This window comes from Geobacillus sp. CCR (genome assembly GCF_052906625.1).
This window is the reverse complement of sequence record NZ_JBREBQ010000002.1, coordinates 1-21188: the sequence shown is the minus strand read 5'-3', so window position 1 is coordinate 21188 and position 21188 is coordinate 1. Positions and strand designations below refer to the sequence as shown.

The window sequence follows — 21188 nt, the reverse complement described above, 5'->3', positions numbered from 1 at the left end:
TTCGCATACGTTTGTACTAATCGATCCCATTTGGCAAAACAGGAGGGGAACATGAAACATTGGCTGCGATCGATCGACCCGTCCGTTATGGCCATGGCTGGCATGCGGATGGTGTCCGCGTTCATTGAACTGAGCGCGGCGCTGTTGATGCTTGTGTTCAATGACGTGAAAAAAGCGCTTGCCGTTAATGCCGCGCTTGCTGTCGTCGGTCCAACCGTCATGATGGTGACCATGGCGATTGGACTGCTTTCGCTTGCGGACGAGCTCTCGTTTTCACGGCTTGGGCTTGTGGCGCTCGGGATAGCGCTCATTTTGTTCGCAATTTACAAGTAAGGCATAAACGGCGCATTCCGCCCATACATATGAACTAGTCCACAAGAAAAGGGGGAGGGCCATGGAAGCGGTGTGGGGAATTTTGCCGAAAACGGTCGCCGCCGCGTTGCAGCACCATCTTCCTTCATGCCGCCGCGGAATTGAAGAAATCCGCATCCGCGTCTCCCGGCCGCTTGAGGTGATCGTCGACGGAACGGCCCGATTGCTGCCGTATGAAGTGACGAAAGAAGACGGCGTGCATTTGCTCAACAAATTGAGTCATTATTCGATCTATGCCGTCGAAGAAGAGCTGAAGCGCGGATTTATGACGATTGAGGGGGGGCATCGCGTTGGGCTGGCCGGCAAAGTCATTACTGAAGGGGGCAAGGTGAAAGCGATCCGCGATGTTTCCTCGTTTAACATTCGCATCGCCAAGGAACAGATCGGCATCGCCGAGCCGCTGATTCCGTATGTGTACGACGGCCGCTGGCGTCATACGATGATCATCGGCTCGCCGCAGACGGGAAAAACGACGCTCCTGCGCGATGCGGCGCGCTTGATTAGCAGCGGGACGAGGCGCATTCCGGCGCAAAAGGTGGCGATCGTTGACGAACGATCGGAAATCGCTGGCTGTGTGAAAGGGATTCCTCAGTTTTCGTTCGGCCCGCGCCTTGACGTGTTGGACGCCTGCCCGAAAGCGGAAGGGATGATGATGATGATCCGCTCGATGAGCCCTGATGTCATGATTGTCGACGAAATCGGGCGCGAGGAGGACAGCGAGGCAGTGCTTGAAGCGGCCAATGCTGGCGTCTCTGTATGGACGACTGTGCACGGCCGCAACATCCAAGACGTCTGGCAGCGTCCGACGCTCGGACCGGTGATGGAACAAAAGGTGTTTGAACGGTTTATTGAGCTGACCAACATTCCCCATCCCGGCTCAATCCGACGCATTCTCGACGCTGGCGGAACGGTGCTGTATGAAAGGGCGGTGGTCCATCGATGAAATGGTTTGGCGCTCTGTTGATTCTCGCCGCCTCAACATGGCTTGGGTTTGCCGCCGCCCGCGTGTTGCACGAGCGGCCGCGCCAGCTCCGCCAGCTGAAAGCGGCGCTGAGGGCGCTTGAGGCGGAAGTGATGTATGGCCATACGCCGCTTGCCGACGCCGCTATGCATCTCGCCCGGCAAACGGCCGCCCCGTTGTCCGAATTGTTCGAGCGGTTTGCCGCCGCGTTATGCACAGAAGAAACGAGCGCCGCCGAGGCATGGGAAAAAAGCTTGCGATCCGTATGGGGAAAAACCGCTCTAAAGCAAGGAGAATTTGAAGTGATGAAACAATTTGGCGCCACGCTTGGCCAATACGACCGGCTCACCCAGCAAAAGCAAATCGCGCTGGCGCTCGCCCATCTTGAGCGGGAGGAAGCGGAAGCGCTAGACAACCAGGCGCGCTACGCCAAGATGGCGAAAAGTTTAGGCGTGTTGGCCGGCCTGCTGCTCGTCATTTTACTCATGTAGACAGGAGGCAGAATCATGGGCATCGATGTCGATCTCATTTTGAAAATCGCCGGCGTCGGCATCGTCATCGCGTTTTTGCATACGGTGCTCGATCAGATGGGGAGGAAAGAATACGCCCAATGGGTGACGCTGCTCGGCTTTATTTATATTTTGTTTATGGTCGCTTCCATCGTCAGCGATTTGTTCCAAAAAATCAAGGATGTCTTTTTGTTCCGCGGGTAGGAGGGATCGGCCATTGACATTTTGCAAATCGTCGGCCTCGGGTTGATCGCGACGTTTTTGGTCGTGTTGCTGCAAGAGCAAAAGTCGAATCTCGCCTTTTTGTTGACCGTGTTTGTCGGCTGCACCATTTTTCTGTTGTTGGTCGATCAAATCAGCAGCATTTTGGCGATGTTGCGAAAAATGGCCGAAGGCGCCCATATTCAGATGGTGTATTTAGAGACGATGCTGAAAATCATCGGCATTGCCTACATTGCCGAGTTCGCTGCCCAAATTTCCAAAGACGCCGGCCAAGGGGCGATCGCCGCCAAAATTGAGCTCGGCGGAAAAATCATCATTTTGGCGCTGGCGGTCCCGATTTTGACGGCGATCATTGAAGCGGTCATCGGCCTCATCCCGTCGGCGCGCTAAAGGGGGGAACGGATTGAAGCGAACAGCGTTCCTTATTGTCGGGCTGCTTTCTCTCTTTTTTTGTCCGTTGGTCGTACAAGCCGCAAGCGATGGACCGTCGGTCAGCGAGCAGCTCGCTCAGCTCGATGTGAGCGATATCCGCCGCTATTGGGAAACGATCGTCAGCGAGTATGGAGGGTTTTTGCCGGAAAGCGAGAAAGGGCCGCTCACCGATTTTTTAAGCGGCGACAAGCAATGGTCGCCGTCCGAATGGCTGAAGGCGCTCGCCCGCTATTTGTTTTATGAACTGCAGGTGAACGGCAAACTGCTCGGCACGCTCATTTTGCTTGCTGTCTTCAGCACGGTGCTGCAATCGCTGCAAAATGCGTTCGCTCAGCAGGAAGTAAGCAAAATCGCCCAGGCGGTCGTCTATATGGTGCTCTTGTTGATCGCCTTAAACAGCTTTCGCCTCGCGGCGGATTATGCGCTTGAGGCGGTGCGGACGATGAGCCATTTCATCATCGCCCTCGTTCCGCTGCTGCTCGCCCTGCTCGCCACTTCCGGCGGGGTCGCGTCGGCGGCGTTTTTCCACCCGATCATTTTGTTTGTGATGAACACCACCGGCACGGTCGTTGAATACGTCACCTTGCCGCTTTTGCTTTTGGCTGCGCTGCTTTCTGTCGTCAGCACGCTCAGCGACCGTTACAAGGCGACTCAGCTCGCCGATTTGCTCAACAAAGCCTCCCTCGGTTTGCTCGGCCTCATTTTGACCGTGTTCCTTGGCGTCATGTCCGTGCGAGGAGCGACAGCGGCCGTGGCTGACGGCGTGGCGCTCCGGGCGGCGAAATTTGTCACCGGCAATTTCATCCCGGTCGTCGGCAAGCTGTTCACTGATGCCGCCGATACGGTCGTCGCCGCTTCCATGCTGTTGAAAAATACGGTCGGGTTGGTCGGGGCGGCGATTTTGCTCATGATCGCCATCTTTCCAGCGGTGAAAATTTTCGCCATCGTCATCGTCTACAAACTATCGGCTGCTCTTCTGCAGCCGCTTGGCGGCGGACCGGTATTGTCCTGCCTCAACATCATCGGCAAAAGCATCGCTTACGTGCTGGCGGCGCTGCTCATTGTGTCGCTCATGTTTTTCTTAAGCCTCACCGTCATGGTGATGGCCGGAAACATTACGATGATGGTCCGCTAGGGGGAGCGCTATGCAGCTAGTCATTGAGTGGGTGACAAACATCATTTTGTTTTTGTTGTTTGCTGTCATCATCGATTTTTTGCTGCCGTCGGGGACGATGCAAAAATACGTGAAAATGGCTGTCGGGCTTATGCTCGTTCTCGTGATGCTCGCTCCGGTGCTCCGGCTCGCTTCCGTTGATCCCGAGCAGCTCATCGCGTCGGCGCTCGTCCATTTTTCCAACGGCCGTGCGGGGGAGGAGGCAATAAAAAATCAAATCGAACAGCAGAAAAAAGAAATACAAGCCTCGCAACGCGCATATATTTTAAAACAAATGGCTGTCCAGCTCGAAAACGATGTCAATGAGGAGTTGATGGAAAAGTATGGGCTGAAAGCGGATGTCAACGTTTACGCCAAGCCAGGCGACGACTGGCGCATGCCGGATGACATCAAGACGATTGAGGTCGTCCTTTCGAAACAGAAGTCAGCCGGTTTGGTGGAACCGGTTGTCATCGATACGACGAAGCCGCCGGCTTTGCCGGAGGGCGATGCTTCGCTGGCAGAGGAGGTGCGCGCTTTTCTCGCCGGCCGATGGGAAATCGATGAAGATAAAATTGACGTGCAATTTAGGGGGAGGGAATAGAGGGGGGATGTTGCCGCTCATCAAACGGCTCTTTTCTTCAGCGCCGAAAGACGGGGAAGGAGCACAGAAAAAATGGCCGTTTTCGTACGTCGTCGTCCTGCTGTTGGCTGGTGTCGCCTTGATGGCGGCAAGCCATTGGGCAAACAGTGGAGAGGAAGCCGAAGCGAAGCCTTCCGCCGGGCAGCCGTCCGCTCCAGCCGAGCCGGCATTCCTGGCAAGCAAGGAGACGAAAGAGAAAGTGATCGCCGCCTATGAGGAGCGGTACGAAAAAGAACTGAAAGCCGCTCTTGAGGCGATCGAAGGGGTGGATGATGTCACGGTCGTCGTCAATCTCGATTCCACGGAGTTGAAACTGTATGAGAAAAAGCGTTCGACTCAGCAGCAGACAACGGAAGAGAGCGACAAGGAAGGCGGGAAGCGGACGATCGAAAACGAGTCGACCAATGAAGAAGTCATCATTATTCATAACGGCGAAGAAGAAACGCCGCTTGTCGTCGCCACGAAAAAGCCGGACATCCGCGGCGTTCTCGTTGTCGCCAAAGGGGCGGATAATTTGCAAATCAAAAAATGGATCGTCGAGGCGGTGACGCGCGTGTTAAACGTTCCGAGCTACCGCGTCGCTGTCTTGCCGAAAAAATGACCGGGTAAGGGGAGGAGATCGGCATGTTGAAAAAACAAACCGTATGGCTGTTGACGATGTTGAGCTTGGTCGTTGTGCTGTCGGTCTATTACGTGACAGCGCCAAAAAATATGAACGACAGTCCGGCATTTACCGCCAATAAGAAAACGGAAAAAACAACCGATCAGCCGAGCGTCGCTGTCGAAGAGGCGAAAAAGCCGTCCGCGTCTGGCGAAACGGGCGACGACTTGTTTACAGCGCTGCGCATGAAAATTGAGGATGAACGGAGCCGGCTGCGCGATGAGCTGAACGCCATTGTCGCTTCAGCGAACGCGACGGCGGAAGAAAAAAGTGAAGCGCTCGACAAAATTGAAAAATTGCAAGCATTGTCCGAAAAAGAAGCAACGTTGGAGACGCTCATCAAATCGAAAGGCGGTTATGAAGACGTGCTCGTGCGCGCCGATGACAACCAAGTGCGCGTGACGATCAAAGCGAAACAAAGCTCAGCTAAATCGGCGAATGAAGTCATTCATATGGTGAAAAAAGAAATACCCGATGCTGAATACGTGACGGTTGAGTTTCAGCCGGCTGGATGAACGCGCTGCTCTTTAGGGCAGCTTCTTTTTTTGCGGAAAAGTCTTTTGTTTGTCCTACTGTTGTGTGTATAATCGTTATGGACACGTTTAGGCACCGCCAGAAAGGAACGGGCTGCACGATACTTGGAGAAAGGTGTGAGATCGATGAAAATTCAAGAAATCCGTGAATTGATCCGCTTGGTCGACCAGTCCTCAATTGACGAATTCGTATACGAACAAGGCGAAACAAAAGTACATATGAAAAAAGGAACGGCTGCTGTCGCCGTTGCGTCGGCTGCGGCCGCACAGACGGCGGTCGCGCCGCCGGCGCCTGCCGCTCCGGCAGCGGTCGAACCGGCTTCGGCAGCTGCTCCCGTTCAAGCAGCGGCCTCAGAAGCGCCGGCACCGAAAGCGGAAACGCCGGTAGTCAAAGAAGAAAAGCCGGCTGTGGAAGGCAACTTGCATCAAATTACTTCGCCGATGGTCGGCACGTTCTACGCAGCGCCGGCGCCGGACAAGCCGCCGTATGTGAAGCCGGGCGACAAGGTGAAAAAAGACACGGTTGTCTGCATCATCGAGGCGATGAAGCTGTTTAATGAAATTGAAGCGGAAGTCGATGGCGAAATTGTCGAGGTGTTGGTGCAAAACGGCCAGCTCGTCGAATATGGCCAGCCGTTGTTTTTAGTCAAGCCTGAATAAGGGAGAGAACGGACGATGATCAAAAAAGTGTTGGTGGCGAACCGCGGGGAAATCGCCGTCCGCATCATCCGCGCCTGCCGCGAGCTTGGGATTGAGACGGTCGCTGTCTTTTCGCAAGCCGACCGCGACGCCTTGCACGTGCAGCTGGCTGATGAGGCGTACTGCATCGGGCCGACCGCTTCGAAAGACAGCTATTTAAATTTCACAAACATTATGAGCGTCGCCACGCTGACTGGCTGTGACGCCATCCACCCCGGTTACGGGTTTTTGGCGGAAAATGAAGCGTTCGCCGAGCTGTGCCGTGAATGCAACGTGACATTTATCGGCCCAAGTCCGGAAGCGATTGCAAAAATGGGCATTAAAGACATCGCTCGCGAGACGATGCGCGAGGCGGGGGTGCCGATCGTGCCTGGGTCGCGCGGGGTTATCGAAAGCCTTGATGAGGCGCGGGCGATTGCCGAAGAGATCGGCTATCCGGTCATCATTAAAGCGACGGCCGGCGGCGGCGGGAAAGGAATCCGCGTCGCCCGCGACGAAGGCGAGCTCGTCAAAGGCATCAACATCACCCAGCAGGAAGCGGCGACGGCGTTTGGCAACCCAGGCGTCTATATTGAAAAATATATCGAAGATTTCCGCCATGTCGAAATTCAAGTGCTCGCTGATTCGTACGGCAATACGATTCATCTCGGTGAGCGCGACTGCTCGATCCAGCGCCGGTTGCAAAAACTGGTCGAGGAAGCGCCGTCGCCGGCGCTTGACGACGAGATGCGCCGGAAGATGGGCGAGGCGGCGGTCAAGGCGGCGAAAGCGGTCAACTACACCGGCGCCGGTACGGTTGAATTTATTTATGACCACCGGAACAAACAATTTTACTTCATGGAGATGAATACGCGCATTCAAGTCGAGCATCCGGTCACTGAACTGATCACCGGCATCGATTTGGTCAAGGAGCAAATCCGCATCGCCGCCGGTGAAAAGCTGTCGATCACCCAAGAGGACGTCACGTTTAACGGCTGGGCGATCGAGTGCCGGATCAACGCCGAAAATCCAGCGAAAAACTTTATGCCGTCGCCGGGGAAAATCGCCATGTACCTGCCGCCGGGCGGCCCGGGCGTGCGCGTCGATTCCGCCGTCTATCCAGGCTATACGATCCCGCCGTATTATGATTCGATGATCGCCAAATTGATCGTTCATGCGCCGACGCGTGCGGAAGCGATCGCCCGCATGAGACGGGCGCTTTCGGAGTTTATCATCGAAGGCATTCATACAACGATTCCGTTCCACATAAAATTAATGGAGCATGAGAATTTTCAAAGCGGTGAGTTTAATACGAAGTTTTTGGAGTTATATGATATTATGAAGGCGGAATAGGAGGTGCCTTATGTCTGAGCATGTCTTTGAAACAGAGCAAGTGTACCCGGCGCTCGGCAAGGTGGAAATTGCACCGGAAGTGATTGAGGTGATCGCTGGCATCGCGGCGTCAGAAGTCGACGGCATCGCGCAAATGCGCGGCAATTTTGCCGCCGGCGTCGCCGAGCGGTTTGGAAAGAAACACCATGGCAAAGGCGTCAAGGTTGATTTGCGCGACGACGGCGTCGTCATCGATCTTTATTGCCTCGTCCAGTTTGGCGCATCGATTCCGAACGTGGCGAAAAAGGTGCAGGAAAATGTGCGCCAGGCGCTTTGGAACATGACCGGCCTCGAGGCGAGCGAAGTGAACGTTCATATCGTCGGCATCCAGTTTGAGGGCGGCAAGCAGGAACAAGGCGTGGTCGAACAGTGATCTCGCAAGGCAGTTGCTTTTTCGGCGGCTGCCTTTTTGTTTTTTTGGCCAAAGTTTGTTATTGTAATGAACGAGGCCGTTGTGGCGCAACCAACGGCAGCGCGAATGATTTGTGGGAAAAGGCTGGCTTTTTCCGAAAAATATGATATGATTTCATTGTGAATGTTCGTTTTTTTGGAAAGGGGGACCGCCATGAAGCGGCATGAAGCACGGGAAAAGGCGTTGCAGGCGCTGTTTCAAATCGATGTCGGACGCATTCCACCAGACGAGGCGCTCCACAATGTCACGGGCGGCGGCGACATCGACCCGTTTTTGCGCCAGCTCGTCTTTGGCGTCGTCGAGCACCAGGAGGAGATTGACGAGCTGTTGCGCGCCAATTTGGAAAAATGGACGCTTGAACGCGTCGCCAACGTTGACCGCGCCATTTTGCGCATGGCGACGTACGAGATGAAATACGCCGATGATGTGCCGGTAAGCGTCAGCCTCGATGAGGCGGTCGAGCTGGCGAAAAAATTCGGCGATTGGAAATCCGGAAGTTTTGTCAACGGCGTGCTTTCGAAAGTGAAGGCGGCGCTGCAAAAATAAAACCGGCTGCATCGCGGGCAGATATCGAACGATGAACGAGGAGAGGGGAACGAAACACGATGACAGCACAAATCATTAGCGGAACGGAGATGGCGAGGACGATTCGCACCGCATTGGCGGATGAAGCCGCACAGTTGAAAGCGGACGGCGTTGAGCCGGGGCTGGCCGTCATTCTAGTCGGCGACGATCCGGCATCGCATTCGTATGTAAAAGGAAAACAAAAAGCGTGCGCCGAGGTCGGCATTCGCTCGTTCCTTTACACGTTTCCGGCGGCGATCGACGAAGAGACGCTGCTTGCGAAAATCCGCGAGTTAAACGTCGATCCGGCGGTGCACGGCATTTTAGTGCAGCTGCCGCTGCCGGATCACATTTGCGAATGGTCGGTCATTGAAACGATCGCACCGGAAAAAGATGTCGATGGGTTTCACCCGATCAATGTCGGAAAAATGATGATCGGCCAACGGGCGTTTCTCCCTTGCACTCCGCATGGCATTTTAGTGATGGTGCAATCGGCCGGCATTGACATCGCCGGCAAGCACGTCGTCGTCGTCGGCCGAAGCAACATCGTCGGCAAACCGGTTGGCCAGCTGTTTTTGCGCGAACATGCCACCGTCACCTACACTCACTCGAAAACGCCGGATTTGGCCGCCATCACTCGGCAGGCGGACATTTTGATCGTCGCTGTCGGCAAGGCGCGCCTCATCGGCCCGGAACACATCAAGCCCGGGGCGGTCGTCATCGACGTCGGCGTCAACCGGCTTGAGAACGGCAAATTGTGCGGCGATGTCGATTTTGACGCTGTGAAAGAAGTGGCTGGCTATATTACGCCGGTGCCGGGTGGAGTCGGGCCGATGACGATTACAATGCTCTTGCACAACACGATTGAAGCGGCACGGCAGCTGGCCGCAAAGTGAGGGCAGGATCAGTGGAAGTGAAATATGTGACGGTCGGGGCGTTGACGAAGTACATCAAACGCAAGTTCGATGTCGACCCGCATTTGCGCGATCTATGGGTGAAGGGCGAGATTTCGAATTTTAAGCAGCATTCGCGCGGCCATATGTATTTTACGTTGAAAGACAGCCAAGGACGCATTGCCGCCGTCATGTTCGCCGGCTACAACCAGCATTTGCCGTTCCGCCCTGAAGATGGGATGAACGTGCTCGCGCGCGGGGAAATTTCCGTCTATGAACCGAACGGCAACTATCAGCTTTATGTCAAAGAAATGCAGCCGGAAGGCGTCGGAAGCCTCTATTTAGCCTACGAACAGCTGAAGCAGCGGCTCGAGGCGGAAGGGTTGTTTTCGCCGGTCCATAAAAAGCCGCTTCCAGCCTTCCCTCGCTGCATCGGCGTCGTTACATCGCCGACTGGAGCGGCGGTGCGCGATATTATGACGACGATTCGCCGCCGCTATCCGCTCGCTAAAGTCATTTTGTTTCCAGCGCTCGTTCAAGGGGACGGGGCGGCGCCCTCCATCGTGCGCGCCATCGAGCGGGCGAATTCGTTCGGCGGGGTTGATGTGCTGATTGTCGGCCGCGGCGGCGGCTCGATCGAAGAATTGTGGGCGTTCAATGAAGAAATCGTCGCTCGCGCCATCTTCGCCTCAAAAATACCGATTATTTCCGCTGTCGGCCATGAAACAGATTTTACGATCGCCGACTTTGTCGCCGATTTGCGGGCGCCGACGCCGACGGCAGCAGCTGAGATGGCGGCGCCGCATGTTGGGGAGCTCGCTGAGCGGCTCGCCGAGCGGAAATGGCGGCTCATCCGCGCCATGAAAGAGCAGCTTGCCGCTGATAAAGAGCAGCTTCGCCGGCTGCAAGGATCCTACGCATTCCGCTATCCCAAGCGGCTCTATGAACAAAAAGAACAGCAGCTTGATGCGTTGCTTGAGCGGCTTAGCCGCCAACGCGAACGGCTCGTCGACAAACATCGTCAGCGGTTGCATGAGCTTGACATGAGACTATGGCGGCACCATCCAGCTGCAGAGCTTGAGCGGATGAAAGAACGGCAAAAGGCGGCCGCCAATGCGCTGGAAAAAGCGATGCGCACCGCGGTGGAGCGCCATCGGTTCCGCTTTCGCTCCAACCTCGCCCGGCTTGAGGCGCTCAGTCCGCTTCGCATCATGGAGCGCGGCTACAGCTTGGTGTACAATGAGCAGGGCGAGCTCGTGAAACGAACGAACCAGCTTCGAATCGGCGAGCATCTTTCCATTCAAGTTCAAGACGGACGAGTCGATTGTCAAGTGACGGGAGTGGAGGAAAAACACGTATGAGCGAAGAAAAAGAGATGACGTTTGAAGAAGCGATGAAAAAACTGGAGGAAATCGTCGAAAAGCTCGAGGAAGGGAACGTGCCGCTTGAGGAGGCGATCGCCTTTTTTCAAGAAGGCATGAAACTGTCCAAGCTTTGCCATGATAAATTGCAGCATGTGGAGAAACAGTTGGAGTACATGCTGCGTGAAGACGGCGAGCTTGTCCCTTTTTCGCCGGAGGAGGAGTGACGGGTGGCGCAGCTTTCGGTTGAACAGTTTCTCAACGAACAAAAACGGGCCGTCGAGGCGGCGCTTTCCTCCTATATGGCGCGGCTTCGTGGGCCGGAGACGCTGAAAAAGGCGATGGCCTACTCGCTTGAGGCCGGCGGCAAACGAATCCGCCCGCTTTTGTTGCTGGCGACCATCCAAGCGCTTGGCAAAGACCCGGCGATCGGTCTGCCAGTCGCTTGCGCCATTGAAATGATCCATACGTACTCGCTCATTCATGATGATTTGCCAAGCATGGACAACGATGATTTGCGGCGCGGCAAACCGACGAACCATAAAGTGTTCGGCGAGGCGATGGCCATTTTGGCCGGGGACGCCTTGCTTACGTATGCGTTTCAATTGATCGCCGAGGTTGATGACGACCGCGTTCCGCCTTCCGTCCGGCTGCAGCTCATCGAGCAGCTCGCGAAGGCGGCCGGCCCGGAAGGCATGGTCGCTGGACAGGCGGCTGATATGGAGGCGGAAGGAAAAACGCTGGCGCTTGCGGAACTGGAATACATCCACCGCCATAAGACGGGGAAAATGTTGCAATACAGCGTGCACGCCGGCGCCCTGCTTGGCGGCGCCGATGGTCGGCAGACGCGCGAACTCAACGAGTTCGCCGCACATTTAGGCCTCGCCTTTCAAATTCGCGACGATATTTTGGACATTGAAGGAATGGAAGAAAAAATCGGCAAGCGAGTCGGCAGCGACCGCGACAACAAGAAGGCGACATATCCGGCGCTTCTTTCGCTAGGCGGTGCCAAAGAGAAACTGGCGTTTCACATCGACGCCGCGAAGCGCCATTTGCAACAAGCCAAAATCGATGACGCGGTGCTGGCCTACATTTGCGAGCTTGTCGCGGTCCGCGACCACTGATGCGGGGCGGCGGCCTCTTGTTCCCGTTGTTCGCTTTCCTTCGGGGCGGAGGCGGCCTTGTTTTTTTGGTTGTTTTCCGCCGGGCGGCCGCCGCAAGTTCTATAGATACACCACAAAACGCGTCCTAGGTGGTGACGGGCTGCGTTGGCGGGAAAAGTCGATTTTTCGCGCCGGATCATGTATAATAATACTACCTGTACGAGGAGAAACGGCTCGGAGAACGACAGAATGAAAGCGAGTGATCTTTGTTGGACTTGACAAAAATTGACCATCCGCGCGTTGTCAAAAACATGTCCATTCCTGAGCTGAAACGGTTAAGCGCCGAGATTCGGCGGTTTTTAATTGAGAAGTTGTCGAAAACGGGCGGACATATCGGCCCAAACTTAGGGGTCGTCGAGCTGACGATCGCCCTCCACCGCGAATTCGACAGCCCAAAAGACAAGCTCATTTGGGATGTCGGACACCAGTCATACGTGCATAAAATTTTGACCGGACGCGCCGCCGCGTTTGACACGCTCCGCCAATACAAGGGGCTGTCCGGGTTCCCGAAACGGAGCGAAAGCGAGCATGACGTGTGGGAAACGGGCCATAGCTCGACGTCGCTGTCGGCGGCGATGGGAATGGCGATCGCCCGTGATTTGAAAGGGACGGATGAATACATCGTGCCGATCATCGGCGACGGGGCGCTCACCGGCGGCATGGCGCTTGAGGCGCTCAACCATATCGGGCATGAGAAAACGGATATGATTGTCATCTTAAACGACAATGAAATGTCGATCGCCCCGAACGTCGGCGCGTTGCACAACATCCTCGGTCGGTTGCGCACCGCCGGCAAATACCAGTGGGTGAAAGATGAACTGGAGCTGCTGCTCAAGCGCATCCCAGCGGTCGGCGGCAAGCTGGCGGCGACGGCCGAGCGGCTGAAAGACAGCTTGAAATATTTGCTTGTCTCCGGCGTGTTTTTCGAAGAGCTCGGGTTTACGTATTTAGGCCCGGTCGACGGCCACGATTTTGAGGATTTGTTTGAGAACTTGCGCTATGCGAAGAAGATGAAAGGTCCGGTGCTTGTGCATGTCATCACGAAGAAAGGGAAAGGATACAGTCCGGCGGAAAACGACAAAGTCGGCACATGGCACGGCACAGGGCCGTACAAAATCGAAACCGGCGCTTTTGTCAAAACGAAAGAGGCCGGTCCGTCATGGAGCGCGCTTGTCAGCGAAACCGTGCGCCGGCTCGCTCGCACCGACCCGCGCATCGTCGCGATTACGCCGGCGATGCCGGTCGGCTCGAAACTGGAAGGGTTCGCAAGCGAGTTTCCAGATCGGATGTTTGATGTTGGCATCGCCGAGCAGCACGCGACAACGCTCGCGGCTGGATTGGCGACGCAAGGGATGAAACCGTTTTTGGCCATTTATTCGACATTTTTGCAGCGCGCCTATGACCAAGTCGTCCATGATGTATGCCGGCAAAACTTAAATGTCTTTTTCGCCATTGACCGTGCTGGGTTGGTCGGGGCGGACGGCGAAACGCACCAAGGGGTGTTTGACATCGCCTTTTTGCGCCATGTGCCGAATTTGGTGTTGATGATGCCAAAAGACGAAAACGAAGGACAGCACATGGTGTACACCGCCATCCGCTACGACGACGGGCCAATCGCCATGCGTTTCCCGCGCGGCAACGGGCTTGGCGTACCGCTTGATGAGGAGCTGAAAGAAATCCCAATCGGCACGTGGGAAGTGTTGCGCGACGGCTGCGATGCGGCGATTTTGACGTTTGGCACGACGATTTCGATGGCGCTTAAGGCGGCCGACGAGCTGGCGAAAGACGGCATATCGGTGAAAGTCGTCAACGCTCGCTTTTTGAAGCCGATGGACGTGGCGATGCTTCACGAACTGCTTGAGAGCCGCCTGCCGATCTTAACGGTCGAAGAGGCGGTGCTGCAAGGCGGCTTTGGCAGTGCTGTGTTGGAGTTTGCTCATGATCATGGTTATCACGGAGCGGTCATCGAACGGATGGGCATCCCGGACCGCTTTATCGAACATGGAAGCGTCAGCGAGCTGCTCAATGAAATCGGGCTGACGTCGACCCATATCATCGACCGCATCAAAACGATGGTGCCAAGAAAACAGAAAAGGGCTTGAGACATGAAAGGAAAAAAAGAACGGCTCGATGTGCTGCTTGTCGAACGAGGGCTGGCGGAAACGCGGGAAAAGGCGAAGCGAGCGATCATGGCCGGGCTTGTCTATTCAAACGACGTTCGACTCGATAAGCCCGGGGAAAAAGTGCCGGTTGACATTCCGCTTGAGGTGAAAGGCAACCCGCTTCCGTACGTCAGCCGCGGTGGGTTGAAACTGGAAAAAGCGTTGCGCGAGTTTCATATTCGCGTGGAAAATAAAATTGTTCTTGACATCGGCGCGTCGACCGGCGGTTTCACCGACTGCGCCTTGCAGCATGGGGCGAAGCTGACGTATGCCGTCGATGTCGGCTACAACCAGCTTGCCTGGAAGCTGCGTCAAGACGAGCGCGTCGTTGTAATGGAGCGGACGAACTTCCGCTACGTGACGCCGGATCAGTTTACGAAAGGGCTGCCGGAAGTAGCTGTCATCGATGTCTCGTTTATTTCGCTGCGGCTCATTTTGCCGGTCGTCAAGACGGTCATGGTGCCGGGCGGCGATGTGATTGCTCTCGTCAAGCCGCAGTTTGAAGCCGGCAAGGAAAAGGTCGGCAAAAAAGGGATCATCCGCGATCCGAACATTCACGAGGAAGTGCTCGAATCGATCATTCAATTCGCCTGCGCGGAAGGGTTCGATGTTCTTCATTTAACGTATTCACCGATTACCGGCGGCGACGGCAATATTGAATTTTTGCTTCATGCTGCCTATCCTGGAGGAAACCGGGAGGGAGAAAACCGACTGCCAGCATCCGTCGCCGACGTGGTGAGCGAGGCGCATGCCCGATTGCGGGCGGGGAGCGTGGAGCCAAGCGGCAAATAGCGTCGGCGGGACGGACAATCTGCTCTGCACTTTGAAAAGCGGGGAGGTGGCGCAATGTGAACAAAGGGCAAAGGCATATTAAAATTCGCGAAATCATTATGAACCATGACATTGAAACGCAAGACGAGCTTGTCGACCGGCTGAGAGAAGCTGGCTTTAACGTCACCCAGGCGACCGTCTCGCGCGACATTAAAGAAATGCAGCTCGTCAAAGTGCCGATGGCCAACGGCCGCTACAAGTACAGCCTTCCGTCCGACCAGCGCTTCAATCCGCTGCAAAAGCTGAAGCGGGCGCTTGTTGATGTGTTTGTGAAGCTTGACGGAACGGGCAACTTGCTTGTGTTGCGGACGCTGCCGGGCAACGCCCATGCCGTCGGCGTCTTGCTCGACAATTTGGATTGGAACGAAATCGTCGGTACGATTTGCGGCGACGATACGTGCCTGATCATCTGCCGTACTCCGAAAGATGCGGAAAAAGTGTCCGACCAGCTGTTGTCCATGCTCTAGGCGAGGACCGGCCCAGCTCCCGTTCCACGTTCAAGGACGGAACGACAGGGCGGTCCTCGTTTGCAAATCCGAACATACGTGCTATAATCAAAAGTGGAATTAATCGGACAGGCAAGGAGTGGTGAAATGCTCGCCGAGCTGTCGATTAAAAATTTCGCCATTATCGAGTCGCTCTCGTTGTCGTTTGACAAAGGGCTGACGGTGTTAACCGGCGAAACGGGAGCCGGCAAATCGATCATCATCGACGCGATTCATTTGTTGATCGGCGGACGCGGCTCCGCTGAATTTGTCCGCTTTGGAGCGGAAAAGGCGGAAATCGAAGGGCTGTTTTTGCTTGATGATGACCGCCATCCGTGCTGGCAAAAATGCGCAGACGTTGGCATCGACGCCAGCGACGGCATGATCGTGTTGCGCCGCGATATTTTCGCCAACGGCAAAAGCGTCTGCCGCATTAACGGCAAGCTCGTCACGACGGCGGTGCTGCGCGACATCGGGGCGACGCTTGTTGATATTCACGGCCAGCATGAACATCAAGAACTGATGGATCCGTCCCGCCATCTGCCGCTTTTAGACGAGTTCGGCGGCCTAGAGGCGGCAGAGGCGCTTGCTCGCTACCGCGCCGTCTACGAGCGGTATGAGGAGCTCGGAAACAAATTGAAAAAGCTGAGCGAAAATGAACAGCAAATGGCGCACCGGCTTGATTTGCTGACGTTTCAGCTGCGTGAAATCGAGCAGGCGGCGCTCGAGCCGGGCGAGGACGAGCGGCTGATGGAGGAAAAAGTTCGCATCGTCAATTTTCAAAAAATTTATACCGCGCTGCAGAAAAGCTATGAGGCCCTCTCCGGAGAGGGACGCGGGCTTGATTCCATCGGGGAGGCGATGCGCCATCTCGATGACGTCGCAGGCATGGATGCAGCGCTCAAAGATGCGCATGAAACGACGGCGAACTGCTACTATTTGCTCGAGGAAGTCATGTACAAGCTGCGCGATCAAATTGAGGAGATGGAATACGACCCAGAGCGGCTCGATGCCATTGAAAGCCGTCTCGCGGAAATCGGGCAGCTCAAACGAAAATACGGGGCGACGATCGCCGATATTTTGCACTATGCCGAGACGATCGCCGAGGAAATCGAGACAATCGAAAATCGCGAAACGCATGTGCATGAGCTTAAGCAGCAGCTCGCTCTGGTGACGGACGAGTTGCTCACGGAGGCGAAAAACGTCACCGCTGTTCGGCAAACATATGCCCGGCGCCTGATTGAGCGCATTCATCAAGAACTGAAAGACTTGTACATGGACAAAACGAAATTTGACATCGTATTTGCCAAGCGCGAAGGATCGCTTGACGCTCCCTTGGTCGACGGCGTGCCGGTTAGGTTCCAAGAAGATGGCATCGATGTCGTCGAGTTTTACATTTCGACGAACGTCGGCGAGCCGTTAAAACCGCTCGTCAAAGTCGCTTCCGGCGGCGAGCTGTCGCGCATTATGCTGGCGTTGAAAACGATTTTTTCCAAACATCAAGGAGTGACGTCGATTGTTTTTGATGAGGTCGACACCGGTGTCAGCGGACGCGTCGCCCAGGCAATGGCGGAAAAAATTTACCGCATCGCCAGCCAGTCGCAAGTGCTTTGCATTTCCCATCTGCCGCAAGTCGCTGCGATGGCGGACACGCACTTGTTGATCGCCAAAGAGACGGATGGGGAACGGACGAAAACAGTCGTGAGGAAGCTCAATGAGGAGGAGAAAGTGAAAGAAATCGGGCGGATGATTTCCGGCGTCGAGATGACGGAATTGACGAAACGGCATGCCAAAGAGCTGTTGGAACTGGCGGCGAAAATGAAACATTGATTCCTGTTTCCCCTGTTCGTCGAGGGGAGGCGCATCCCTCTCAAAGCGGGCCGATTCCGCCTGCCTGTTCTGCCTTGGCGCCCGCTTTCCTTAAGAGAACTACGGTGTTTCATAAAGATAAGCAAAAAGCCGCGCGGCTGTCCGGATGCAAGTCCATCCAATTCCGGGCAGCTTTTTTATCGACAGGGCGATTATATTTTCCCCGGTTCAGGCAAAATTAAAACTGTAACCGTTTTTGCATGGTGTAGGCGGGAGCGAGGAGAGTGGACGACATTGAATAAAGAAACGGCGCGAAAAATCGCAGGAGTGCTTCTCCTTGGTATATTGACGGCCATCGCCTTTTCCAAACCGATGAAGGAATATTGGCAAATTCCGAAGCAGCTTGTCCTGTTTGAAGGCGATGCGGTTGAATTTCCTGCCGCTTCCCTTCCCGTGCAAGCGGCCGTCAATGACCGAAACGCTCCCGAAACGCTCAATATTGAGCGAAAAAACGGTTCTCTGTCTGTAAAGGCGAAACGCCGCGGACATGAAACGATGATGTTGCAGGTTGCCGGAATGCCGATCAAGCAAGTGGATGTCAACGTGCTGCCGACGCTCAAAGTCATTCCCGGCGGACAATCGATCGGCGTCAAGCTCAATACCGTCGGCGTTCTTGTCGTCGGTTACCACCTTGTCGAAACCGAAAACGGGAAAAAATCGCCGGGAGAGGCAGCCGGCATTCAAGTCGGCGACATCATTATCGGCATTAACGGCCAAAAAATCGAAAACATGAGCGACCTTTCCCCTTTCATCGAGGAGGCCGGCAAAACGGGAAAACCGCTTCATCTAAAAATTCTGCGCGATCAGCACTCCATGACGGTGAAGCTCGTTCCGCTGAGAGACAAGCATGACGATGTGTACCGCATCGGCCTGTACATTCGCGATTCGGCCGCCGGCATCGGGACGATGACATTTTACGACCCCAAATCAAAAACATATGGCGCACTTGGCCATGTCATCTCTGACATGGATACGAAAAAGCCGATTGTCGTGCAAAACGGGCAAATTATGCGCTCGACCGTCACATCGATCGAAAAAGGGACGAGCGGCAATCCAGGTGAAAAATTAGCCCGCTTTTCCGACGGCGAAGAAGTGATCGGCACGATCACCACCAACAGCCCGTTTGGCATTTTCGGCAAGCTGATCAAACCACTGCCGAACGGTCCGTTCACAAAACCGATCCCGGTTGCCTTGGCGAACCAAGTGAAAGAAGGACCGGCAAAAATATTGACAGTGGTGGAAAACGACAAAGTCGAGCAGTTTGACGTGGAAATTGTCAGCACCATTCCGCAGAAATTTCCGGCGACCAAAGGCCTCGTGATTCGCGTCACGGACCCGCGCTTGTTAAAGAAAACAGGGGGCATCGTCCAAGGGATGAGCGGCAGTCCGATCATTCAGGATGGAAAACTTGTCGGCGCAGTGACGCACGTTTTCGTGAACGATCCGACATCCGGCTATGGCGTCCACATTGAGTGGATGCTGCAAGAGGCAGGCATCGATCTATACGGCAAACAAAAGAAAGCGAGCTGACAAAGTCGGCTCGCTTTTTCCCGGCAGCCAACATTCGATTCTTGCGTATATTTGGTGAAATGACGAGTGATGATTTGGTCACCATTCATCTCTTCCTGATCATCCCAAGGTCAATGTTTCGAAATGCTGTGAGCGGCTTCATTGATTCCGCCATATTGGTTAGGCTGCCACTAAAAATTTTTCAAAAAAGGCGGCAAAAATTTTGCCGGTTTGGCATAGATATTTGGTGAAACATCCGTTAAAATGAAATGTGTAAAGATTTTTCGACAAACGCATCGCTGGTGAAAACGAATATTGTCTAATGAGCTCGTTTTTTGTTATAATTTTTATTTTTTGAAAAATAAAAGGATTTTTTGCCGCTGTTGTCGAATGTACGTTAATGGAATGTTACATAGCAAGAAAAAGTGGGGGAGGACGATCGTTTTGAGCATTAAGGTGTGCATTGCCGATGATAACCGCGAATTGGTGACATTGCTTGACGAATATATCTCGAGTCAGCCGGACATGGAAGTGATTGGCACGGCGTATAACGGCCAAGATTGCCTTCATATGCTCGAGGAAAAGCGGCCGGATATTTTGCTTCTGGACATCATTATGCCGCACTTGGATGGGTTGGCTGTGCTTGAGAAAGTCCGCGCAGGTTGTGAGCATCAGCCGAGCGTCATTATGCTGACGGCGTTCGGCCAGGAGGATGTCACGAAAAAGGCAGTGGAACTTGGCGCTTCCTACTTCATTTTAAAACCGTTCGACATGGAGAATTTGGTCCATCACATTCGGCAGATTCATGGCAAAACGGCGCCGATGGTCAGAAAAACCGGCTCTGCCTACCAGGCGCGCGACAACAAACCGAAAAATTTAGATGCGAGCATTACGAGCATCATCCATGAAATCGGCGTCCCGGCGCATATTAAAGGCTATCTGTACTTGCGCGAAGCGATCGCGATGGTGTACCACGACATCGAACTGCTCGGCTCCATCACGAAAGTGCTCTATCCGGACATCGCGAAAAAATACAACACGACGGCCAGCCGCGTCGAGCGCGCCATTCGCCATGCGATCGAAGTCGCTTGGAGCCGCGGCAACCTCGAATCGATTTCCTCGCTGTTCGGCTATACGGTGAGCGTCTCGAAGGCAAAGCCGACAAACTCGGAATTTATCGCAATGGTGGCAGACAAGTTAAGATTGGAACATAAAGCTTCTTAAGAGTAAGTGTATCAAGGGTTTAGGTATAAAGGCTAAGCCAACCAATTTTTAAAAAATACACTAAAAACTCGGATTTTAAACCAATAAACTTTTTCCATCTCACCCAATAAATCGAATGATTTATTGGGTATTTCTTTTTATTGAGATGGGGAGGTTAAATCATGAAGCTAAGTGAATTGGACTTTTATTTACAGGACTTTTTGCTGTATTGCCAAAGCAAAAACTTATCACCAAAAACGCTGTCATCATATGAACAATCATTAAAGCTATTTATCGCTTATTTAAAAAACGAACACGGGATTGAAGAGGTGGATGCTGTTCGTACAGGACATATAAGACAGTACATTGCTTACCTTCAAGAAAGAGGAAAATATACGGTAGTCAATAGGGAAGCATCGAGGTTAATCAATCGACCTGAGAACCGAAGAGACTACAATAAGAAAATCTCTAACGTCACAATCAATAATTACATTCGAAACATTAAAGTGTTCTTTAACTGGTTGCACGAAGAAGGAGAAATTCATAAGAACCCTGTGGACAAAATCAAACAGATTAAAACGGAAAGAAAGCAAAAAGCGGGAATTAGCCAAGAGGAATTTAATTTGTTGCTTAGTCAATTTGATTACACAACGTTTCATGGGTATAGAAACAAAGTCATTACCATGCTGTTACAGGATACGGGAATGAGAATTGGTGAATGTCTCGCTTTAACGGTTGATGATATTGATTTTAAGCATCGAATGATATTAGTGAAAAAAACAAAAGGGCGAAAAGAGCGATATGTGTATTTTTCACAGGTAATGGCGAGGGAATTAAAGCATTACATACGATTTAAGGACAGATATACAGATACAGAACTGCTGTTTCCAACCACCAGAAACACTCCGCTTACTGTACATTCGTTTGAAAAGCAACTAAAACAAGCGGGAGAGCGAATAGGATTGTCTATTCATCCACATCAAATACGAAACAATTTTGCAAGGCAGTATTTGTTAAATGGTGGTGACCTTTATACGTTGAGCAGAATATTAGTGTAAATTAGCACATTATTTCAGAATCCCTTTTTCAAATTATTTCGGACGGATTCGGAAATAATGTGCAAAATCTTTGCGAATTATTCCAGGTTTTGCAGATTATTTCCGAACATTTGCACATTATT

24 protein-coding genes are annotated in these 21188 nt (G+C 53.6%); all 24 read left to right on the top strand.

All coding sequences use genetic code 11. The annotated features are described in order from the left end of the window. Nucleotides 1–51 precede the first annotated feature (51 nt). Nucleotides 52–333, top strand: a complete 282-nt coding sequence (locus tag ACVBDQ_RS01315) for a YqhV family protein (protein WP_011231891.1) — start codon at nucleotides 52–54, stop codon at nucleotides 331–333. Between the two features lie 61 nt (nucleotides 334–394). Continuing rightward, the gene (gene spoIIIAA / locus ACVBDQ_RS01310) at nucleotides 395–1315 is read left to right on the top strand and encodes a stage III sporulation protein AA (protein WP_011231890.1); all 921 of its coding nucleotides are present in this window, start codon (nucleotides 395–397) and stop codon (nucleotides 1313–1315) included. Beyond that, a complete protein-coding gene (gene spoIIIAB, locus ACVBDQ_RS01305; protein ID WP_318549040.1) occupies nucleotides 1312–1824 on the top strand; it encodes a stage III sporulation protein SpoIIIAB in 513 nt (170 codons plus the stop codon). The genes spoIIIAA and spoIIIAB overlap by 4 nt, the downstream gene beginning before the upstream one ends. Before the next feature lie 15 nt (nucleotides 1825–1839). Beyond that, the gene (gene spoIIIAC / locus ACVBDQ_RS01300; RefSeq protein WP_011231888.1) at nucleotides 1840–2046 is read left to right on the top strand and encodes a stage III sporulation protein AC; all 207 of its coding nucleotides are present in this window, start codon (nucleotides 1840–1842) and stop codon (nucleotides 2044–2046) included. Between the two features lie 21 nt (nucleotides 2047–2067). Then, nucleotides 2068–2454: a stage III sporulation protein AD gene (gene spoIIIAD / locus ACVBDQ_RS01295; protein ID WP_011231887.1), complete on the top strand. Its 387-nt coding sequence runs from the start codon at nucleotides 2068–2070 to the stop codon at nucleotides 2452–2454. Between the two features lie 13 nt (nucleotides 2455–2467). After that, nucleotides 2468–3631, top strand: coding sequence for a stage III sporulation protein AE (spoIIIAE, locus tag ACVBDQ_RS01290; RefSeq protein WP_014196326.1), 1164 nt, complete (start codon nucleotides 2468–2470; stop codon nucleotides 3629–3631). Nucleotides 3632–3641: 10 nt separating this feature from the next. After that, a complete protein-coding gene (gene spoIIIAF / locus ACVBDQ_RS01285) occupies nucleotides 3642–4253 on the top strand; it encodes a stage III sporulation protein AF (RefSeq protein ID WP_014196325.1) in 612 nt (203 codons plus the stop codon). 7 nt (nucleotides 4254–4260) lie between these two features. Then, nucleotides 4261–4893, top strand: a complete 633-nt coding sequence (spoIIIAG, locus tag ACVBDQ_RS01280) for a stage III sporulation protein AG (protein ID WP_011231884.1) — start codon at nucleotides 4261–4263, stop codon at nucleotides 4891–4893. Between the two features lie 23 nt (nucleotides 4894–4916). Beyond that, entirely contained in the window at nucleotides 4917–5468 is a 552-nt protein-coding gene (locus tag ACVBDQ_RS01275; RefSeq protein ID WP_011231883.1) for a SpoIIIAH-like family protein, read from the top strand. Between the two features lie 144 nt (nucleotides 5469–5612). Further along, nucleotides 5613–6146, top strand: coding sequence for an acetyl-CoA carboxylase biotin carboxyl carrier protein (gene accB / locus ACVBDQ_RS01270; RefSeq protein ID WP_011231882.1), 534 nt, complete (start codon nucleotides 5613–5615; stop codon nucleotides 6144–6146). Between the two features lie 15 nt (nucleotides 6147–6161). Beyond that, the gene (gene accC / locus ACVBDQ_RS01265; RefSeq protein ID WP_011231881.1) at nucleotides 6162–7517 is read left to right on the top strand and encodes an acetyl-CoA carboxylase biotin carboxylase subunit; all 1356 of its coding nucleotides are present in this window, start codon (nucleotides 6162–6164) and stop codon (nucleotides 7515–7517) included. Between the two features lie 10 nt (nucleotides 7518–7527). Beyond that, complete coding sequence (locus ACVBDQ_RS01260) at nucleotides 7528–7929, top strand: Asp23/Gls24 family envelope stress response protein (protein ID WP_011231880.1); 402 nt, start codon at nucleotides 7528–7530, stop codon at nucleotides 7927–7929. Nucleotides 7930–8121: 192 nt separating this feature from the next. Continuing rightward, the gene (gene nusB, locus ACVBDQ_RS01255; RefSeq protein ID WP_011231879.1) at nucleotides 8122–8514 is read left to right on the top strand and encodes a transcription antitermination factor NusB; all 393 of its coding nucleotides are present in this window, start codon (nucleotides 8122–8124) and stop codon (nucleotides 8512–8514) included. Nucleotides 8515–8573: 59 nt separating this feature from the next. Then, nucleotides 8574–9428 carry a bifunctional methylenetetrahydrofolate dehydrogenase/methenyltetrahydrofolate cyclohydrolase FolD gene (gene folD / locus ACVBDQ_RS01250; protein WP_011231878.1) on the top strand — a complete coding sequence of 285 codons (855 nt, stop codon included), beginning with the start codon at nucleotides 8574–8576 and terminating at the stop codon, nucleotides 9426–9428. A gap of 11 nt (nucleotides 9429–9439) precedes the next feature. Beyond that, nucleotides 9440–10786 (top strand): exodeoxyribonuclease VII large subunit, encoded by a 1347-nt coding sequence (xseA, locus tag ACVBDQ_RS01245; protein WP_011231877.1) that lies wholly within the window; start codon nucleotides 9440–9442, stop codon nucleotides 10784–10786. Further along, entirely contained in the window at nucleotides 10783–11013 is a 231-nt protein-coding gene (locus tag ACVBDQ_RS01240) for an exodeoxyribonuclease VII small subunit (protein WP_012820585.1), read from the top strand. Before xseA ends, ACVBDQ_RS01240 begins: the two co-directional genes overlap by 4 nt. Nucleotides 11014–11016: 3 nt before the next feature. Further along, the gene (locus ACVBDQ_RS01235; protein WP_014196322.1) at nucleotides 11017–11910 is read left to right on the top strand and encodes a polyprenyl synthetase family protein; all 894 of its coding nucleotides are present in this window, start codon (nucleotides 11017–11019) and stop codon (nucleotides 11908–11910) included. A gap of 248 nt (nucleotides 11911–12158) precedes the next feature. Then, nucleotides 12159–14051: a 1-deoxy-D-xylulose-5-phosphate synthase gene (gene dxs, locus ACVBDQ_RS01230; protein ID WP_014196321.1), complete on the top strand. Its 1893-nt coding sequence runs from the start codon at nucleotides 12159–12161 to the stop codon at nucleotides 14049–14051. A gap of 3 nt (nucleotides 14052–14054) precedes the next feature. Beyond that, entirely contained in the window at nucleotides 14055–14903 is an 849-nt protein-coding gene (locus ACVBDQ_RS01225) for a TlyA family RNA methyltransferase (RefSeq protein WP_011231873.1), read from the top strand. Between the two features lie 56 nt (nucleotides 14904–14959). Continuing rightward, the gene (ahrC, locus tag ACVBDQ_RS01220) at nucleotides 14960–15409 is read left to right on the top strand and encodes a transcriptional regulator AhrC/ArgR (protein WP_011231872.1); all 450 of its coding nucleotides are present in this window, start codon (nucleotides 14960–14962) and stop codon (nucleotides 15407–15409) included. A 126-nt stretch (nucleotides 15410–15535) separates the two neighbouring features. Continuing rightward, a complete protein-coding gene (gene recN, locus ACVBDQ_RS01215; protein ID WP_011231871.1) occupies nucleotides 15536–17257 on the top strand; it encodes a DNA repair protein RecN in 1722 nt (573 codons plus the stop codon). Between the two features lie 273 nt (nucleotides 17258–17530). After that, nucleotides 17531–18826: a SpoIVB peptidase gene (spoIVB, locus tag ACVBDQ_RS01210; protein WP_011231870.1), complete on the top strand. Its 1296-nt coding sequence runs from the start codon at nucleotides 17531–17533 to the stop codon at nucleotides 18824–18826. Between the two features lie 384 nt (nucleotides 18827–19210). After that, nucleotides 19211–20029, top strand: a complete 819-nt coding sequence (gene spo0A / locus ACVBDQ_RS01205; RefSeq protein WP_025038882.1) for a sporulation transcription factor Spo0A — start codon at nucleotides 19211–19213, stop codon at nucleotides 20027–20029. A 161-nt stretch (nucleotides 20030–20190) separates the two neighbouring features. Further along, nucleotides 20191–21066 (top strand): tyrosine-type recombinase/integrase, encoded by an 876-nt coding sequence (locus ACVBDQ_RS01200; RefSeq protein WP_014196318.1) that lies wholly within the window; start codon nucleotides 20191–20193, stop codon nucleotides 21064–21066. Nucleotides 21067–21188 lie beyond the last annotated feature (122 nt).

Bases quoted from the DNA above. Each gene is read 5' to 3' on its own strand.
- ACVBDQ_RS01260 (WP_011231880.1), top strand. From the start codon at position 7,528: ATGTCTGAGCATGTCTTTGAAACAGAGCAAGTGTACCCGGCGCTCGGC.
- ACVBDQ_RS01225 (WP_011231873.1), top strand. From the start codon at position 14,055: ATGAAAGGAAAAAAAGAACGGCTCGATGTGCTGCTTGTCGAACGAGGG.
- spoIIIAG (WP_011231884.1), top strand. From the start codon at position 4,261: ATGTTGCCGCTCATCAAACGGCTCTTTTCTTCAGCGCCGAAAGACGGG.
- spoIIIAC (WP_011231888.1), top strand. From the start codon at position 1,840: ATGGGCATCGATGTCGATCTCATTTTGAAAATCGCCGGCGTCGGCATC.
- spoIIIAF (WP_014196325.1), top strand. From the start codon at position 3,642: ATGCAGCTAGTCATTGAGTGGGTGACAAACATCATTTTGTTTTTGTTG.
- ACVBDQ_RS01240 (WP_012820585.1), top strand. From the start codon at position 10,783: ATGAGCGAAGAAAAAGAGATGACGTTTGAAGAAGCGATGAAAAAACTG.
- nusB (WP_011231879.1), top strand. From the start codon at position 8,122: ATGAAGCGGCATGAAGCACGGGAAAAGGCGTTGCAGGCGCTGTTTCAA.
- accC (WP_011231881.1), top strand. From the start codon at position 6,162: ATGATCAAAAAAGTGTTGGTGGCGAACCGCGGGGAAATCGCCGTCCGC.
- ACVBDQ_RS01315 (WP_011231891.1), top strand. From the start codon at position 52: ATGAAACATTGGCTGCGATCGATCGACCCGTCCGTTATGGCCATGGCT.
- accB (WP_011231882.1), top strand. From the start codon at position 5,613: ATGAAAATTCAAGAAATCCGTGAATTGATCCGCTTGGTCGACCAGTCC.
- ACVBDQ_RS01275 (WP_011231883.1), top strand. From the start codon at position 4,917: ATGTTGAAAAAACAAACCGTATGGCTGTTGACGATGTTGAGCTTGGTC.
- spo0A (WP_025038882.1), top strand. From the start codon at position 19,211: ATGTTACATAGCAAGAAAAAGTGGGGGAGGACGATCGTTTTGAGCATT.
- folD (WP_011231878.1), top strand. From the start codon at position 8,574: ATGACAGCACAAATCATTAGCGGAACGGAGATGGCGAGGACGATTCGC.
- spoIIIAA (WP_011231890.1), top strand. From the start codon at position 395: ATGGAAGCGGTGTGGGGAATTTTGCCGAAAACGGTCGCCGCCGCGTTG.
- recN (WP_011231871.1), top strand. From the start codon at position 15,536: ATGCTCGCCGAGCTGTCGATTAAAAATTTCGCCATTATCGAGTCGCTC.
- ACVBDQ_RS01200 (WP_014196318.1), top strand. From the start codon at position 20,191: ATGAAGCTAAGTGAATTGGACTTTTATTTACAGGACTTTTTGCTGTAT.
- spoIIIAB (WP_318549040.1), top strand. From the start codon at position 1,312: ATGAAATGGTTTGGCGCTCTGTTGATTCTCGCCGCCTCAACATGGCTT.